The organism is Pontibacter aydingkolensis, from assembly GCF_019443125.1.
Lineage (GTDB): Bacteria > Bacteroidota > Bacteroidia > Cytophagales > Hymenobacteraceae > Pontibacter > Pontibacter aydingkolensis.
In genome coordinates, this window is record NZ_JAHYXK010000002.1 from 45530 (window position 1) to 61670 (window position 16141).

A 16141-nucleotide genomic window follows, 5' to 3' on the forward strand; every position below is an offset into this window, starting at 1 on the left:
ATTCGCTACTTTTCTGCCCTTTTTGGCTTTAGCAGCTGCTGCTTTTCATCGTACAGGCCAATAAGTATACTATTGCCTTTTTCATCAACTCTTAATCCGCCATACTTTGCCTGCTCAAAGGTTTTAGCCTGCCCCTCTTCAAAAAAGTATGACTCTGCACCCAGGTTAATGGTCCAGTCGGTTTTGCTATACTTTAGCAGTTGCTCCTTTGGGCTAAGCGGCTGCTCCTTCTTCTGGAAACGCACCAGCTCCGCCACATTATATTGCCCCAGTTTTAGCACCGCATAACCTTTCTGATCTAAGCTATCGAACAGTTCGGGCCTGCTAATGGCATAACTCAGGCGCATGTAATCGCCCTGCATTAAAGAGCGCGGGTCTACGGGAGCCAGTTCCAGCAGCACCAATTCTCCGTTCTCCAGAATCTCCTCCTTCTCCGTAACCGACCAGTTAAACAGCGCCAGCACTAGCACCAGGTTAACAAATATGATAACGCCTTTTTTAGTCAGCATAGCTTTTCAGAAGTTTGCTGAGTAAAACAAAACCACCCAGGAATAGCAAACCACTCGCCACCAGCACCCCCGATTTGGCAAGCAGTGTCATGTTAAGGTCGTAGTAGTAAAGTATAACAAAGTATACCAGTGCCAGCAGTCCAACCCAAAAACCAGGCTTGTAGCCAATGTAAAAACTGGAGAGAAGTATAAGCAATGCCCCCGGCACAGAAGGTGTAAATATGATTGGAGCCAAAAGTAAAATGCAGCAAGTACAAAATACAGCCTGCGTTTTGGTTCTGGTAATGGCCGCATCCCGCATGATTTTATACATCAGAAACAAAAGGCATCCGATCAAAAACAGGCCGGGTATCCAGAAATGCGTAATGGTTGTTTCCAGAAACTTCTGATGCACAAACATTGCCAGGGTAATAACCAGAGAGAATATAATCCCCATCCGTACGGGCCTATACTTTTTGTTAAGCTTCGGAGATGCCGCAATAAGCTTTGCCTCGTTCAGGCTCATGTAAGTAAGTATAACTGCCAGCAGTATAACAAGCCCATGCGAAATGTTGTATACTTTGTGGTTCAGGATGAGGGTCATAAAGCTGCCGCTAGCTACAAGCACCGCTAAAAACACACCGATCGCACTCTCAGAGAAAACCATCACCAGCAAAGCCACGAGAATCAATACTCCCGCCACAGCTGAAGTACTATCTGTTAACTGCCCTACTCCTATTGCCAAAAGCAGGTACCCGATAATGTTCAGCGAAACGCCAACAGCGTCTGCCATGGCCTCTTTGTTCGTATGGATAAGCCACTCTGCCCCTATAAAAAGCAGTGCACCTACCACTACCATACTCACAGGAGAGTCGTAAAGGCCGGTTGCTGCCAGAAAACCCAGAAACGTAGATGCACCTAAAAGCCCGCCCAATATAGTAAGCACTTTGATGGCTAGCCCCGAAACCGTGAAGGCACCTTGCTCCCCTTCCCGCGCTATGCTGGCCTGGTCGTAAATAAAGTTATCGCCTTGTTCCTGCGCTATTTCGTGCAGTAGTGTGTCCAGATTTTGGACCTCAGAATTTGCCATGCCATTGCCGGTTTAGTTTGCTCAGGTATTGGATAAGAAGTGTGATGCTGCCCATTACAAACAGCGTGGCAAGCAGCAGCATAAACTCCTGCAGGTGTTCGCCCAGCCTGATAATGAGTGCAGTTGCAACGGAGATAGCACTGAAGGGAATAGCAGAGAGGTAAAAAAGATCTCTTGACCTGAGGCCATACCAGATAGCGGCGCCATACACACCCAAACCAAGTATAAAAGACAGACCATTATCGCTGCTCCAACCAGTGAATATGACAGAGATCATACTTATTGTTACAGCTGCAATGGCTGCCAGCCCCACAATTCTCGGAAACCACCTGTGCTGTATATTAATCCGGCCTTTAGCAGCCAACACCTCCCATATTACTACTGCCGTAACGTTAAGTATAAACAGTATATCCAGCATCACGGCAAAAGACCAGTGAGTAGCTACCTGCTGGGTGTAAAGTATAACTGTGGTGTTTAGCAGCGCCAGAAAGATAAACCAGAGCGGCTGAAAGTTTGCCACCAGCACCCAAAGCACTACAAAGTATGTCCATCCGAAAAAGAAGTCGAAGGCGTTGGCTCCGGTTTGGTAGATTTGGCCGAACACAGCAAACAGCACTCCCACCAGCACTGTGCTTGCCGTTAGCAGTACATTTTTTACAGCTGCGTTGCCTTTCCAGAAAATCGCCGCAGCGGTGGTAGCTGCCAATAGCAACTCTATCAGCCCCAGCTTTAAAAACTTATGCATATCTGCCCAGTTGTAGGCAAAAAAGAAAATGATGCCGGCCAATGTAAAACTGGCGCCAGTGCCCAGCAGGAACAACCGCAGAAAAGCGGCCCAGTCGCGGGGAGTGGCGTATACTTTTGCGTTACGGAACCTGGCATTTATACCTTCCGGTTGCCAGTTGCTATGCCGGGCAATGGTATAGATAAGCTCACGAGTAATGTTGCTCTTCATAGTTTCAGGTTTGCTTATAGTAAGTTACGCAAGCTACACTGGATTAGCAATGGATAGGAAGCCGCAATGCTTTGCCGGCTTGTATCTAAATGGTAAAAGCTCGTGTAAAGTATAAAACTCCTGTAAGCCACAAATACGTCTACATGATACTCAAATAATTACAGACAACAACCCCAGCCTCATCAAGCACTTACCTATACTTGCTTTGAGCTTACTTCTGTTCTTACTTCCTGAAACTGACAACGGCCTGTTCTGCCATAAACTTTCTGGGTTCTAAGCTTAACCCATACTTTTGCTGTAAATCGGCGCGTAGCTGCTTAAAACCGTTTTTTGCAAGTTTAAAATTATACTTTCCTGGCTTTGCTGTCTTATCGGTCAGGTGTAAGTAAAACTCATCTTTAACAGTAAGCAGCAGTTGCTCTACCGTCGCATTCTCCATGGTTATCTCTACCGGGGTTACAGTTGACCTATACAGCCCGGTATCCGCAGCTATGTGCTGTGCAAGTACAGTGGTGTTTTCAAGCTCAACATCCCACATATCCTGCTCCAGGTCAAGGGTAGTAACATCAAATTTGTAAAGCTTCTGCAAATTGGCAAGTACAGAATCCCTGTTCTGGGCTAGGTTTCCGGTATGGCTGACATAACGCAGGTTAATGGTTTTGCCCAGGCTCTTGTTACTTTCAAACTGAGTGCTAGTTCTCTCCTTTTGCAGCAGGCTCACGATCACGTCATTTAACTTTATGTTCTCAAAAACAATGGAGTCGTGGCCAACATGGCTCAGGCTAGATGCAGTTGGCTCCTTAAGTATGTGCTCTTCTATTTTTAAAGTATAGTTCTCGTTGCTGATGTTAAGCTTCTCCTCTAAAGTGCCCATAAAAAACAGAGCCAGTGTTAAGAAAAAAGCATTGTGCGCAGCATGCAGAAAAAAGCCCCAAAAGAAACCATGCTTTACACGCATGTAGCCCAGTATCAGGCCTGCCCATATCTGCGGAGCAACAATTACAGGTACAAGCAGAACTGCCGCCGAGGCATAGTTAAAGTCGTTAAAATTAGTGATGTGTATCAGGCCGAAAAGCAAGGCTACAGTGTAAAACACGATCCTGTACTTGCGGGGCCATACCTGCTCCAGGTAATCGCCAATAGCATCAGCATTAAGCAGGTATAAAACCATAAGTACACCAAGCGCTACCAGCACTCCTAAAGCCCAGAGCAGGGGCAGCAGGTAAAAGGCAAAACCTGTGGCTGTCAGCAGCATTATGGCAAACGGAACGGCAAAGTAACCTCGCCTGAACCGCAGTCCAAAACGGAAAACCAGTTCTTCCAGCAGCGGTATGGCAATTACCCCTAACACCATAAACCCCCAGAGAGGCATATGGCGCATCATCTCTGCAACAGCATGGCTTTCGCTGTTGTACCAGCCTAAAGCCTCAATGCCCCTTAACACCCCTATCAGGAAAATACTAAGTATAACATCCAGGAGCAGTACCAGCAAAAGCACACGCAGCTTACCCAAAGCGCTGAAGCCTGTATCAGGAGCATCAACAGGGTTTTTAATAAAATGCCATAGGTCAGATGAGGTTTGCCTAAAAGAGCTTGATAGGGTATTAAGCATGTTTTCGGAGTGAGAGTTAAACAAGTATAAAAAGTATAGCTTCTAATATAGGGAAATCATTATACAATATGGCATTTCCACAAAAAAAGCGGCAGCTGCTCTTAAGCAACTGCCGCTTTACTTACTACTTGTACTTAGTTTATTTCTTTGCCGATACCTTTACCGGTACTTCCATATTTTCCCAGCTCAATAGCAATCCGTCTTTTGTTACGTCATACTTCAGGCGCTCATTCATACTTTTAGCTTTGCGCGGAGTTACATCAACACGTAGAGCATCCTGCTTTTCGTCATACTGCGTTCCCCATTGCTTTGCTGTTTTGTTAAAGATAACGGTCCATTTGTCTTCGCCGGGTATTGTATAAAAACTGTAGGTACCAGCTGCCAATGGTTTTCCTTCTATCATCACATCTTTATCGAATGTAACAGTGGTAGCCTCGTTTGCACCGGAACGCCATACTTTGCCATAAGGCACCAGTTCGCCCCACACGGTGCGGCCTTTAACAGCCGGGCTACTATAGTTTACTGTAACGTTGGCATTGCCTATTTTACCTTCTGCACTGGCAGCAGGGCTTGCCTTTGGCTTTGCATCCTGAGCCCAGGCAGTTGCTGAAAATAATACGGCAATAAGCAGCATTGCCAGCGAGGTTAATTTTCTTGTGTTCTTCATAGTATCTATTTTTTATAGCTGAAAGATAATATTTTTTAATCAAAAAGTATAGTTACGGAGTTAACGTAAGACTGGGCTACTGTAGTATCAGGCAGCCGGGTAATGTTTGGTATGCAGTTTATACTTCCGGAGCAACAGCTTAATTAAGCATTTGTTCTGCAAAGGCGATGTTTTACGTATAGCACGATTACAGCTATGGCAGAAGCATATTCTACCGATTTAATGACACCAACTGACACTACAAACTTGCGACGTGTATGCCTACTTACAACAGAAACAGGCCAAGAGGAACAAGAGTATCCGGCAACAGAAACAGGGATAACAATACTTTAAAAAGGCGCACGGCTAAAACTCCTGCAGCAAAAAGGTTTGCCCGAACCAGGGGCCAGCGAGGCAGAAGGGTTACTGGGGCAACTGCCATAAAAAGTGCCCAGGGCAGGCTAAAGAACATCCGGCAAGCTTCTATTCTGACAGTTGCGATAACAGGCTTTATCATGTTGCTTTTTGCTCCCAGCGAAGTAAGCCAGGCACAGGACGACACACTGCAGCAACCCACCGCACAAGACACAGCTATAGTCGCAGAGCAGGCTGCAGCTGATACCATTGCCAACACTGCTTCTGCTGTTGCGGCAAGCAAAGAGGCGGCCGGCGAGGCTATAAGCTCCTTGCAAAGCCTTTGGAAAAGCTTTCTGTATAACCTCCCTAAATTGCTCATTGCCATCGGTACCCTTATTCTGGCATGGCTCTTTTTAAAGCTGCTAAAGGCTGTACTGCAGCGAGCATTAGGCCGGTGGCAAAGCTCTAGTGCCATCATATCGCTTATTTCTATTGGGGTGTGGCTGCTGGCGATTGGGATTGCCATTAGTGTGGTGGCTGGCGATATCCGTGCCTTGGTAGGCTCGCTTGGGTTGATAGGCCTGGCCTTGTCCTGGTCGTTGCAAACGCCTATTGAGAGCTTTACCGGGTGGCTGCTCAACTCTTTTCAAGGCTATTACCGCGTCGGGGACCGCGTTCGGGTAGGCGATGTATTCGGGGATGTGTACCGTATTGATTTCCTGACCACCACCGTTTGGGAAATTGGCGCACCCTACCAGCCAGGCTTTGTCTATGCCGAGCAGCCAACTGGCCGCCTGGTTACATTCCCCAACAACGAGATAGTTACAGGCACGGTAATAAACTTAACACGCGATTTCCCTTTTGTGTGGGACGAGTTGGCTGTAGCCATTGCCAATGAGTCGGATATAACGCTTGCCATGGAGGTATTAGGCAATGTTGCTGAAGACCTGCTCGGGAATTACATGGTAACGCCTGCCAGGAATTACGCCAAGTTACTTAAACGCGCAGGCCTCGGCGAGAACGTAGCTGACAAACCCCAGGTATTTATTTCGATGGAAGACTCCTGGACCAACGTAACCATACGCTACCTGGTAGGTGCGCGGGAGCGCCGTAAATGGAAAAGTGAGTTAACCAAACGCATTATAGAGGAGGCAAACAAACCCGAATATCTGAAGAAGATCATCCCGGTTTACCCAAGGCAGCAAGTACAGTTTATTAACCCGGACGGCGTACCTGTAGAGGCAAAATTTACAGCAGATGGCAATAAAGAAGTATAAATAGAAGTAGAGTTCAGAGAGCCAAAATAATGCATCTTTTATCTTATAAATATTAATAAACATGTACAATTAGTATATCTAAATCATTTAATATTGCACCCGGCTTTAAACTTCTAATACTGCATATGAAAACATCTTTTACGGTTATCTTCTTTCCAATATTATTGACTGTTGCATTTATGACTCCCTCTTCTGCCTTAGCGCAGCGATTGTCCAGGCTTATGCAGGAGCGTAGTCAGCTTTACAGTGATTGGGAATATTATCAGGGTCAGAACAATGCTTTTTTCGGAGGTAAATCCAGCAGTGACCTTTCCAATATTATCAAGGTACAGAAAAGCATTATCGACAAGGACAATGAAATAATGGAGGAAATTAGAAGCCTAAATGTTAATACACAAAAAGGATTAAGGGCAGAACTTGAGGCAGCCCAGGATCAGTTAGCATCTTACAAGACTAAAATTGGTAACTTAGAAACACAACTCGCTGCTACAACTGAGCTTTACAATAATAGTCTCACAGATACAGCAAGTCAGAGTAGTTATAAAAATACAGCTTTTGTGTTCACACTTTTGCTGCTGGGTAGCACTGCATTTTTGGCTTTGAAGCTTAAGAAAGCAACCGCTCGCCGAGAAGAATTATCTGAACTTTCTTTATCAAGCAGAATTACATATAACGCAGATGATTACATAACCAAGCTCGAGAAAATAGGTAAACTAAAAGAAAATGGGCTTATTACTGAAGAAGACTATAAAGCACAGAAAGACAAAATCCTGGCGGCACTGTAGTTTAAAAACATATTGCCCCTAAAAGTATAAAAAGCCTGCAGCCACGGTTGCAGGCTTTTTTGCATTGCTACTTAACAATAGGCACGGCACTATTCAATAAGACTTAAAGTATTGGTATATTGCTTTACCTGTTAAAGTATAAGTTAATGGCCTAGGCCTGTAATACCAACTCGCACGTGCAACAGCCTCCTGAACCTAAAGCTAAAGTAAAGACTCGCCTTGCCCCAACGCCCAGCGGCTACCTGCACCTCGGCAACGCGTTGTCGTTTGCGATTACGTGGGCACTAACCCGTAAGCAGCAAGGTATACTTGCGCTCCGCATTGACGACCTCGACAATGCCCGCTTCCGCCCCGAATACCTCCAGGATATCTTTGACACGATCAGCTTTATGGGCATTGACTACGACGAAGGCCCGCGAAGCCCTGCAGACTTTTACGAAGATCATTCACAGCACCAGCGGCTTTCCTGCTACCAGGATCTGCTCAACAAGTTAGTGGAAAAGGATATGGTATATGCCTGCCCCTGCTCCCGCACTCAAATCGCAGAAGTATCACCAAATGGATTATACCCGCTTACCTGCCGTGATGAAGGGCTGGCCTTAGATACTGCCGAAACTGCCTGGCGCGTGCGTGTTCCGGAAGATACTGTCATCAGCTTTCATGACCAGCTGCTGGGTAACTGCACTGTAGCCCTCCACCTGGAGATGCCCGACTTTGTAGTTCGCCGCAAAGACGATATCCCGGCTTACCAGATTACCTCTCTCTGCGACGACCTGGAGATGGGCATAAACCTGATCGTGCGCGGCGAGGACCTGATGATCTCCACGGCTGCGCAGCTGTTCCTCGCAGAACAAGTCGGGGCAACTGCTTTCACAAACGCGCAATTCATACATCACCCTATCATACTAACAGACTCCGGCAGTAAGCTATCCAAATCCGACGATGCATTATCCATAACCGAGATGCGGAGTACTGGCCTTACAACTAAAGAACTGTGGGCAAAGCTGGCTTATACTTTAGGCTGGCAGGATGCAAACATAACCAACGCGGAAAGCTTCCTGAAAAGGTTCACCCTCGAAGGTTTGCCCCGGCATATCAGGCAAGTATAGCTGGCTTACTAAACTAAACCTGCGCTAAAAGCAACTTACATGCACTTACCAAAAGTATAAAAGAGTACCTTTGCCGTATTTATACTTATACTTTCCGCATGCCCGTTTCCAATAAGCCCGTACCAAACCTTACGCCACAAATTGCCCCGCCAGGTAACCGAAAACTGAGCAAACTGCAGCAGGAGTTCAACGCTAAAACAGAGCAGATCGGGCAACTGAAGCAGGAAATAACCACCAGGCAGGAAAGTATAAACCAGGCTCAAAAGCGCATCGAAAAAGAGCTTCGCCCCATTATAGAGCAGCAACTGGAGAAGCGCGTGGACTTAGCACACCTCTTAGATGAAGCCTTCTCACTTCCCATTTTCAGCATCCGTGAAAAGCTAAAGCTTTCTGCACTTATCGAGAATATCACCTTCGACCTCATCTCGAACTATGAGCGCCGGGATATGATTAACCTACACGACAAGTACGCCGAAGTACCTTACGCGGAACGTGATCTGTACATCTCGGAAGAATCAGACGAAAGCATAATTAACGATGTACCAACTGTAGAAGGCAATTTTGATGACCTGGATGATTTTGAGCGCATACAAGCCCAGCTAGACCGGGAGGAAGAGCAGCGTGAGCAGGAAAAACAGAACCGTCAGAAAAGCCGCAAAACAAAGGCGCAGTTAGCCAAAGAAGCCCAGGCAAAAGCCGAACTCAGCAACATCAGCAAAGCCAGCCGCCGCGTGTACACCGAACTGGCCAAACAACTGCACCCCGACAAAGAGCGCGACGAGACCAAACGCGCCTGGAAAGAAGAGGCTATGAAACGCGTAACTCAAGCCTACCACCACGACGACTTTTTTGAGCTGCTGCGCCTGCAGATGGAGTTTATGCAGGAACAGGGCCAGGCTCTGGATCAGTTAGCCGATGAGCAACTTGCGTATTACGTGCAAATACTAACAGACCAGGTAAATGAGTTGAAGGCAGAACTGCAGGACATGCTAACCGGCCCGAATGCAGGCTTTTATTCCCGCTTTGGCGGAACCCCCAAGCAAATGAACCAGAAATTTAAAGCTGCCAAAGAAGACCTGCTAAAAGAGTTGGAGCAACTAAAGCTAAACTTAAAAACCCTACAGGACAATCCCCAAATGATCAGAGTGCTTTTAAAATAGGTTCACTCAAAAGACCTCACAGTGTTTAAAACCCTATGAGTGTCTGGTGGAATGGCAGTTTAAGCGCAGCGAAACCTTGTGGTTGGGGAAATGTAAATTACGTTAGCATATATCCTATCCTACAAAAAATATACCCTATGCTGCAAGTATAACGGAAGTATAGCTTGCAGCATGGGGTATTGCAATAAGCAGAAAACAGGTAAGTAACTATAAATTAAAAAGCTTCTGCCTCCAGTTCAAAGTCTTGTGAACATTTCGGGTCCGGGCCAAATCTGTTGCTTCCCTCGTCACCTGCGGCAAACAGCATCCAAAGTCCGTAGAAAGGGATAAGCTGATAAAAGCCGGAATTGTCTCTGTCGTGACATCTTTTGGCGCCCTGCGCCCACAAGAACCATAGCATTGGAATGTACAAAACTCCCAGGGCTAAAGTAGTCTCATTTATCATCATGCCTGCATTAACCGCAAAAGAAATAACAGTATAAATAATTAAGGAAATCCCGAACTCTGTTCTTCTGATTCTTCCGGAGAATGAAAATGGGTTTTTAAACATATAAGATCATTTAAGTTTGTTATATACCAATATAAGTTTTTTCTATATAACATCCAAAGTATGGTAGATATTTTCTGGAAAGAAGCCCTGGCTTCGCACGTTGCAGGATGATCCGCAGATGATTAGGGTGTTGTTGAAGTAAGAATGATATATACTTGCTGATAAAACACATCTTCAGGCCATTTCTCCGGATTGCTCAGATTCATTCCGGATAATGTGGTCGTGGAAGGATCGCTGCCATGAGAAGTCTGGTAAACCTGCTGCCCTTGTTAGTTTGGTTGTGGTGGTTTTGTAAGCCCCTATTAGCTCCGAGAGAGATTTTATTTTAAGAGATGTAGAAGTATGGATTCCTGTTTCATCCTGCAGCCCTCGCGCGGACAGGTCGCGACCTGTCCCTACAAGAAAACTCAATTTACGAAGCGGCAACTGGTGGTGAAGTATGGTAGTATGCTTTGCTAAAGGCGGTGTAGAGGTCGGATTGCAAATTCTATCAGCAGTAAGTTACCTTACAAGCTCTACCCAACCTTTAACTTCTACTCCATCTATTATTACCATATAATAGTATGTTCCACTTGGAGAGCCAGATCCGTCCCACCCTTTTCTTCCATCCTCAATAAAAGCTATTTGATTACCTAGCCTATTAAAAATTTTAATTTGGTAAGGTATGTCACCTGTATAGTCAGCTATATTAAAAGTATCATTTTTCTGATCTCCGTTCGGAGTAAAGATGTTAGGCACAATAAAGCTGTGTTTACCCCCTTCTACTGTTAAGGTGCCATTACAAAGTTCAACACAGCCCGCTCCATCTGTTACTCTAACAGTTACATTATAAACGCCAGGTTTTGAATAAGTATACTTTAAATTAGGTGTTGATGTAGTTTTAATTTCTCCATTTCCCAAGTCCCATTTGTATGTTGCAGGAGAGACTACATTTCTTGCGGTTGCACTTAATGTTACGCTGCTAAGGGCCGAAGCGGTCTGTGTAATATTGCAGACTAAACCTATAGTGGGTGGCGGCGCATAAACATTAATGTTATTTATTTTAGTAATAAACATATCCTCCGTCAAAAGCCCCATCCCAGCAGCATTTGCTCCACCAATATTTAGGACTTCTATATTTTCGAATGTAGCATCACCCCTAAAAACCCCTAGGCCATAAACGTTATTAGCCATATCTAATTTAATATCTAAGCCCCAGATTCCGAACAAGCCTTTTATTTCTTTTATCCACTGCAAATCACCTACAGCATCTTGACTTATAATAAAAGTATCCTCATTACTACTTTTACTCCTCAACTCCACGCAGTCAATTCTTGCCTTAGGTTTAAAATATCCTATTGCATAAACTCTGTTGTTGTTATCAACTGCCATGGCTTTACAATACCCATTTTCGACTATGGAGTTTAATGCATAAGCATCGCCATTGGGTTTAAATTTAGCCACATATGACCCAAAGCCTTTTGAATTTGAAATCCCTCCTATTGTTAACTCGTTAGTCCACAATAACAGATATGGATTATTTTTATTATCTACTACCAGGTCAGTGACTGTATCGTAATATCTGCCACCCAAAATCTTATACCAAATCCGCTGCCCATCTGAATTTAGCTTTACAAAAAACACATCATCTCCTTGGCTTTCAACTTGTTCCCCACCAATGTTCATAGTCCCGTTAAAGACCCCAGCATAATAAATATTTCCGCCAGCATCTGTTGACAAGCCTGCTACAGTGAACTGCCCTCCCGAAACCATACCAGAAGTATGAAAATTACTTAATTGTGAGCTGGCCCATAAAGTATTTCCATCAGTACTGAATTTTGCTAAAAACAGGCTGTAGCTTTTCCCATCATTCTTTAATGTAAGGTCGCCTATTTTCATTTCTCCCTTAAATGTACCCTCAATTATTATGTTCCCTTCTTTATCCAGTTTCATTAAGCCTGGGGTTTGGATACTATGCCCGCTGTTATAAGATTGCTTAACCCAAATTGGATTACCTTTAGAATCATACTTTGCCAGAAAATACTCGTGCTCATTGCCTTTAGAGGCTAAACTAATGTCACCAATTTTACAGGAGTTACTATCAAATATCTTACTAAAAAAGCCTAAGATATAGATATTCCCATGGGCGTCTACGGCAATTTCTTGTGCATATTCATTACCTGTTCCACCATCTTTCTTCAGCCATAAAAGCTTACCTTTCGCATCATACTTAGCAATGAAAATATCTCCATAATGGTATACACCCGATGAAACAATTTCTATGTCATCAAACATGACCTTATTATGAAAAGCTCCTGCTACATAAGTATTCCCATATGCATCAACATGAATTTTTCCTGGATATATGGATCCAACTTTTGTATCACCTCCTGCTGATTTAATCCACTCAAAATTTTGTGCATTAGTTTTATGGCCAGGAAATAAGCATAGGGTAATTACAATGAAAGTGGCGACACAGATTCTAGCCATGCAAAGGTTAAGTATTGGTAATATTTTTACAAAGTAAAGGGCATAAATGCGAATCTGGCAATAAAAATTTTGACTGCCAAAATAGACACTATCATTATCATATAAATGTGTTTCCCTCCGCAACCTTCTCCTCCATTTCCCTGTTCCAACAAAACATTAACTTCCGTATCTTTGTAAATAACGATCAGCAGAACACGACTTGGTAAAAGTCCTGTGTTCTGCCTTTGCTGTTTTGTGACTTTTAGACCAGAATGAAAGTAACCGATTTTTTAGAACTGTACCGCCTCGACAGCGTGGTGCAAACCATTGCCGAGCGTTTAAAAGCCAAAGAACCCTACCGCCTGCAACTAAAAGGCATGGCTGGCAGCCTGGATGCGGTGTTGGCTTCGGCGGTTTATACTTTAAATAACCAACACCAACTCTTCGTTTTACACGACAAAGAGGAGGCTGCCTATTTTTACACCGACCTCAAAAACCTGCTCGGCGATACCCAGGAAATACTGCTTTTCCCGACATCATACAAGCGGCCCTATAGCTTCGACGATACCGAGAATGCTAACATTCTGATGCGTGCCGAGGTGCTCAACCGCCTGAACCAGAAAACCGGCAAAGGCGAACTGATCGTGACATACCCGGAGGCGCTTACCGAGAAAGTAATCAATAAAAAATCGCTGGTAGAGAATACGCTGGGTGCTAAAGTAGGCGAAAAGCTGGATGTAAATTTCCTGAGCGAGATGCTGGCAGAGTATGGCTTTGAGCGCACCGAGTTTGTGTACGAAGCAGGCCAATATGCCGTGCGCGGCGGCATTGTAGACGTATACTCTTACGCCAACGACTTGCCCTACCGTATCGAGTTGTTCGGTGATGAGATTGAAAGTATAAGAACCTTCGACCCGGACACGCAGCTGTCGGTAGAGACCAAGAAAAGCATCTCTATCATACCCAACGTACAAACCAAACTGCTGCAGGAAACACGCGAGGCTTTCCTTGATTTCCTTCCAAAAAACACCAACATCTGGTTTAAAGATGTGCGCCTTACACTGGACGTGATTGAAGAGTATTTTGACAAGGCATCGCATGATTTTGAAAAGCTGATGGCAGGCAGCGGCGGCACGCAAATTGTGTCGGACCCGGAGCAGCTGTTCCAGACGCAGAAACAGTTCAAAAAGCTACTCGACAACTTCAATGTGGTGGAAATGGGCAAGCGTTTCCACTTCAAAACAGCTGAGGTGATACAGCTGCAGGCCAAACCACAGCCATCGTTCAACAAGGACTTTAACAGGCTGGTTAAAAACCTGCACGAGCAGCAGGGCGATGGTTTTGTAAACATCATCGCCACGGATTCGCCGCGCCAGATCAACCGACTCACCATGATCTTCGATGAGCTGGACCATGATGTGCGTTTCCAGCACTTGCCAGTCTCGCTAAGCGAAGGCTTCATCGATCATACCTTAAAAATAACCTGCTACACCGATCACCAGCTGTTCGACAGGTTCTACCAGCACAAGGCCAAGGAAGGGCATTCCAAGTCGAAGGCCATGACGCTGAAAGAGCTGCGTTCGCTGCACCCTGGCGATTATATTACGCACGTAGACTACGGCATTGGTCGCTTTGCCGGGCTGGAGAAAGTAGAAGTTGGCGGCCGTTTACAGGAAGCCATCCGACTGGTTTACCGCGACGACGATTTGCTGTACGTGAGTATCCACTCGCTGCACAAGATCTCAAAGTATAGCGGCAAAGAGGGCGGGCCGCCAAGTATGAGCAAGCTGGGTTCGCCGGAGTGGGAGAACAAGAAGAAGAAGGTAAAGAGCAAAGTAAAGGATATTGCTCACGAGCTCATCAGCCTTTACGCCAAACGCAAGGCCGCCCCGGGCTTTGCCTACTCCAGAGATGGCTTTCTACAGGCCGAACTGGAGTCGTCGTTTATTTACGAGGATACTCCGGACCAGGCAAAATCTACGGAAGACGTAAAAGCCGATATGGAGCAGCCGCACCCAATGGACAGGTTGGTATGTGGCGATGTAGGCTTTGGTAAAACAGAAATAGCCATTCGTGCTGCCTTTAAAGCTGCCTGCGACGGAAAGCAGGTTGCCATACTAGTGCCTACAACTATACTTGCCATGCAGCACTTCCGAACGTTCCGCGACAGACTGGAGCAGTTTCCGGTTACTGTAGACTACATTAACCGCTTTAAAACGGCCAAGGATACAAAGGATACTTTAAAACGGGTAGCTGAAGGCAAAGTAGATATCCTGATCGGCACGCACCGTATTGTAAGCAAAGATGTGAAATTCAAAGACCTTGGCCTGCTAGTGATAGATGAGGAGCAGAAGTTTGGTGTAAAGACCAAGGATAAACTGAAGGAGATGCGCGTAAACGTGGATACTCTAACGCTTACAGCTACGCCTATTCCGCGAACGCTGCACTTCTCGCTGATGGGTGCCCGTGACCTGAGCGTGATAGCTACTCCACCGCCAAACCGCCAGCCGGTAAAAACAGAACTGCATGTATTTGACGAAGTGCTGATACGCGATGCAGTAGTAAACGAGATGAAGCGCGGCGGACAGGTGTTCTTTGTACATAACCGCATTAAGGATATTGAGGCGATTGCCGATATGATCCTGCGCCAGGTACCCGATGCTAAAGTAACATACGCCCACGGCCAGATGGACCCCGAAACGCTGGAAAAGCGCATGATGAAGTTCGTAAACGGCGAGTTTGATGTGCTGGTAAGTACAAACATCATCGAGTCTGGCCTGGATATTGAGAATGCCAACACTATCATCATCAACCGCGCACACATGTTTGGCTTATCAGATTTGCACCAGATGCGTGGCCGCGTGGGTCGCTCAAACAAAAAAGCTTATTGCTACCTGCTCACCCCACCAGTAGCCGGCCTTCCAAGCGATGCCCGTAAACGACTGAGCACGCTGGAAGAATTCTCTGATCTGGGTGAAGGCTTTAAGATTGCCATGCGCGACCTGGACATTCGTGGAGCCGGTAACCTGCTGGGTGGCGAACAAAGCGGCTTCATCACCGATCTTGGTTTTGAAATGTATCACCAGGTGCTCGACGATGCTATCAAAGAACTGAAGGAAACTGAGTTCAGGGAGCTGTTCCTGGGCGATAATCTGGCAGAGTTTATAGAGCCTGTACGCGACTGTAATATTGAGACGGATATGGAGGTACTGATACCGGAGAGCTACGTGAGCAACATCTCAGAACGCCTTAACCTGTACAGCAAACTGGATAGTACCAAGGACCTGGATGATCTGGAGAAGTTGCGTGCAAGTATAGTAGACCGCTTCGGACCAATGCCTGAAGAAGTGCTTAAACTGGTGGAGATCGTGAAACTGCGCTGGCAAGCACAACAGCTGGGTTTCGAGAAGCTCACCATTAAAAAAGAAGTAATGAAAGGTTACCTGCCAAGTGAGAATAACGACAAATACTTCCAGTCCGAGACATTTGGCAATATACTTAAGTATGTACAGCAGCACTCGCGCCGTTCACGCCTGAAAGAAGCCAAAAACAAATTGATCGTGATCGTGGAGGATATTCAAAGTATAGCAGATGCCAAGGAGGTATTTGAGGGTTTCGGCATAACAGAAATTGCCTCTGCCTAAGCTTAAAATGTGCAGCAACC

13 protein-coding genes are annotated in these 16141 nt (G+C 45.5%); 5 read left to right on the forward strand and 8 right to left on the reverse strand.

Annotation, left to right across the window (positions count from 1 at the left end; translation table 11 throughout):
• Window positions 1-5 precede the first annotated feature (5 nt).
• The 5 genes from K0O23_RS02500 to K0O23_RS02520 all read right to left on the reverse strand — a co-directional run bounded on the left by K0O23_RS02500 (window position 6) and on the right by K0O23_RS02520 (window position 4812).
• Window positions 6-509: a GDYXXLXY domain-containing protein gene (locus K0O23_RS02500; protein ID WP_219875818.1), complete on the reverse strand. Its 504-nt coding sequence runs from the start codon at window positions 507-509 to the stop codon at window positions 6-8.
• Entirely contained in the window at window positions 499-1578 is a 1080-nt protein-coding gene (locus K0O23_RS02505; protein ID WP_219875819.1) for a DUF4401 domain-containing protein, read from the reverse strand. Before K0O23_RS02505 ends, K0O23_RS02500 begins: the two co-directional genes overlap by 11 nt.
• The gene (locus K0O23_RS02510) at window positions 1565-2533 is read right to left on the reverse strand and encodes a DUF2157 domain-containing protein (RefSeq protein ID WP_219875820.1); all 969 of its coding nucleotides are present in this window, start codon (window positions 2531-2533) and stop codon (window positions 1565-1567) included. The genes K0O23_RS02505 and K0O23_RS02510 overlap by 14 nt, the downstream gene beginning before the upstream one ends.
• Before the next feature lie 223 nt (window positions 2534-2756).
• Entirely contained in the window at window positions 2757-4145 is a 1389-nt protein-coding gene (locus K0O23_RS02515) for a CPBP family intramembrane glutamic endopeptidase (protein WP_219875821.1), read from the reverse strand.
• A gap of 139 nt (window positions 4146-4284) precedes the next feature.
• On the reverse strand, window positions 4285-4812 hold the full coding sequence (locus tag K0O23_RS02520; protein ID WP_219875822.1) for a DUF2911 domain-containing protein: 528 nt from the start codon (window positions 4810-4812) through the stop codon (window positions 4285-4287).
• Window positions 4813-5069: 257 nt separating this feature from the next.
• Between K0O23_RS02520 and K0O23_RS02525 the strand changes: the two genes are divergently transcribed.
• The 4 genes from K0O23_RS02525 (at window position 5070) to K0O23_RS02540 (ending at window position 9479) form a co-directional block, all read left to right on the forward strand.
• Window positions 5070-6425 (forward strand): mechanosensitive ion channel family protein, encoded by a 1356-nt coding sequence (locus K0O23_RS02525; RefSeq protein ID WP_219875823.1) that lies wholly within the window; start codon window positions 5070-5072, stop codon window positions 6423-6425.
• A 125-nt stretch (window positions 6426-6550) separates the two neighbouring features.
• The gene (locus tag K0O23_RS02530; protein WP_219875824.1) at window positions 6551-7210 is read left to right on the forward strand and encodes an SHOCT domain-containing protein; all 660 of its coding nucleotides are present in this window, start codon (window positions 6551-6553) and stop codon (window positions 7208-7210) included.
• Between the two features lie 176 nt (window positions 7211-7386).
• On the forward strand, window positions 7387-8319 hold the full coding sequence (locus K0O23_RS02535; RefSeq protein ID WP_219875825.1) for a glutamate--tRNA ligase family protein: 933 nt from the start codon (window positions 7387-7389) through the stop codon (window positions 8317-8319).
• 98 nt (window positions 8320-8417) lie between these two features.
• Window positions 8418-9479 (forward strand): J domain-containing protein, encoded by a 1062-nt coding sequence (locus K0O23_RS02540; protein WP_219875826.1) that lies wholly within the window; start codon window positions 8418-8420, stop codon window positions 9477-9479.
• Window positions 9480-9693: 214 nt separating this feature from the next.
• On the opposite strand, the gene K0O23_RS02545 is transcribed toward K0O23_RS02540, so the two are convergent.
• The 3 genes from K0O23_RS02545 to K0O23_RS02555 form a co-directional block, all read right to left on the reverse strand.
• Window positions 9694-10029: a DUF805 domain-containing protein gene (locus K0O23_RS02545; RefSeq protein ID WP_219875827.1), complete on the reverse strand. Its 336-nt coding sequence runs from the start codon at window positions 10027-10029 to the stop codon at window positions 9694-9696.
• 174 nt (window positions 10030-10203) lie between these two features.
• Entirely contained in the window at window positions 10204-10440 is a 237-nt protein-coding gene (locus tag K0O23_RS02550; protein ID WP_219875828.1) for a hypothetical protein, read from the reverse strand.
• A 90-nt stretch (window positions 10441-10530) separates the two neighbouring features.
• The gene (locus K0O23_RS02555; protein WP_219875829.1) at window positions 10531-12498 is read right to left on the reverse strand and encodes a T9SS type B sorting domain-containing protein; all 1968 of its coding nucleotides are present in this window, start codon (window positions 12496-12498) and stop codon (window positions 10531-10533) included.
• 251 nt (window positions 12499-12749) lie between these two features.
• On the opposite strand from K0O23_RS02555, the gene mfd reads away from it, so the two are divergent.
• On the forward strand, window positions 12750-16121 hold the full coding sequence (mfd, locus tag K0O23_RS02560; protein WP_219875830.1) for a transcription-repair coupling factor: 3372 nt from the start codon (window positions 12750-12752) through the stop codon (window positions 16119-16121).
• Window positions 16122-16141 lie beyond the last annotated feature (20 nt).

Excerpts from the sequence above, each read along its gene's own strand:
- mfd (WP_219875830.1), top strand. The coding sequence starts at position 12,750 with ATGAAAGTAACCGATTTTTTAGAACTGTACCGCCTCGACAGCGTGGTG.
- K0O23_RS02505 (WP_219875819.1), bottom strand. The coding sequence starts at position 1,578 with ATGGCAAATTCTGAGGTCCAAAATCTGGACACACTACTGCACGAAATA.
- K0O23_RS02540 (WP_219875826.1), top strand. The coding sequence starts at position 8,418 with ATGCCCGTTTCCAATAAGCCCGTACCAAACCTTACGCCACAAATTGCC.
- K0O23_RS02500 (WP_219875818.1), bottom strand. The coding sequence starts at position 509 with ATGCTGACTAAAAAAGGCGTTATCATATTTGTTAACCTGGTGCTAGTG.
- K0O23_RS02545 (WP_219875827.1), bottom strand. The coding sequence starts at position 10,029 with ATGTTTAAAAACCCATTTTCATTCTCCGGAAGAATCAGAAGAACAGAG.
- K0O23_RS02520 (WP_219875822.1), bottom strand. The coding sequence starts at position 4,812 with ATGAAGAACACAAGAAAATTAACCTCGCTGGCAATGCTGCTTATTGCC.
- K0O23_RS02525 (WP_219875823.1), top strand. The coding sequence starts at position 5,070 with ATGCCTACTTACAACAGAAACAGGCCAAGAGGAACAAGAGTATCCGGC.
- K0O23_RS02555 (WP_219875829.1), bottom strand. The coding sequence starts at position 12,498 with ATGGCTAGAATCTGTGTCGCCACTTTCATTGTAATTACCCTATGCTTA.
- K0O23_RS02530 (WP_219875824.1), top strand. The coding sequence starts at position 6,551 with ATGAAAACATCTTTTACGGTTATCTTCTTTCCAATATTATTGACTGTT.
- K0O23_RS02515 (WP_219875821.1), bottom strand. The coding sequence starts at position 4,145 with ATGCTTAATACCCTATCAAGCTCTTTTAGGCAAACCTCATCTGACCTA.
- K0O23_RS02510 (WP_219875820.1), bottom strand. The coding sequence starts at position 2,533 with ATGAAGAGCAACATTACTCGTGAGCTTATCTATACCATTGCCCGGCAT.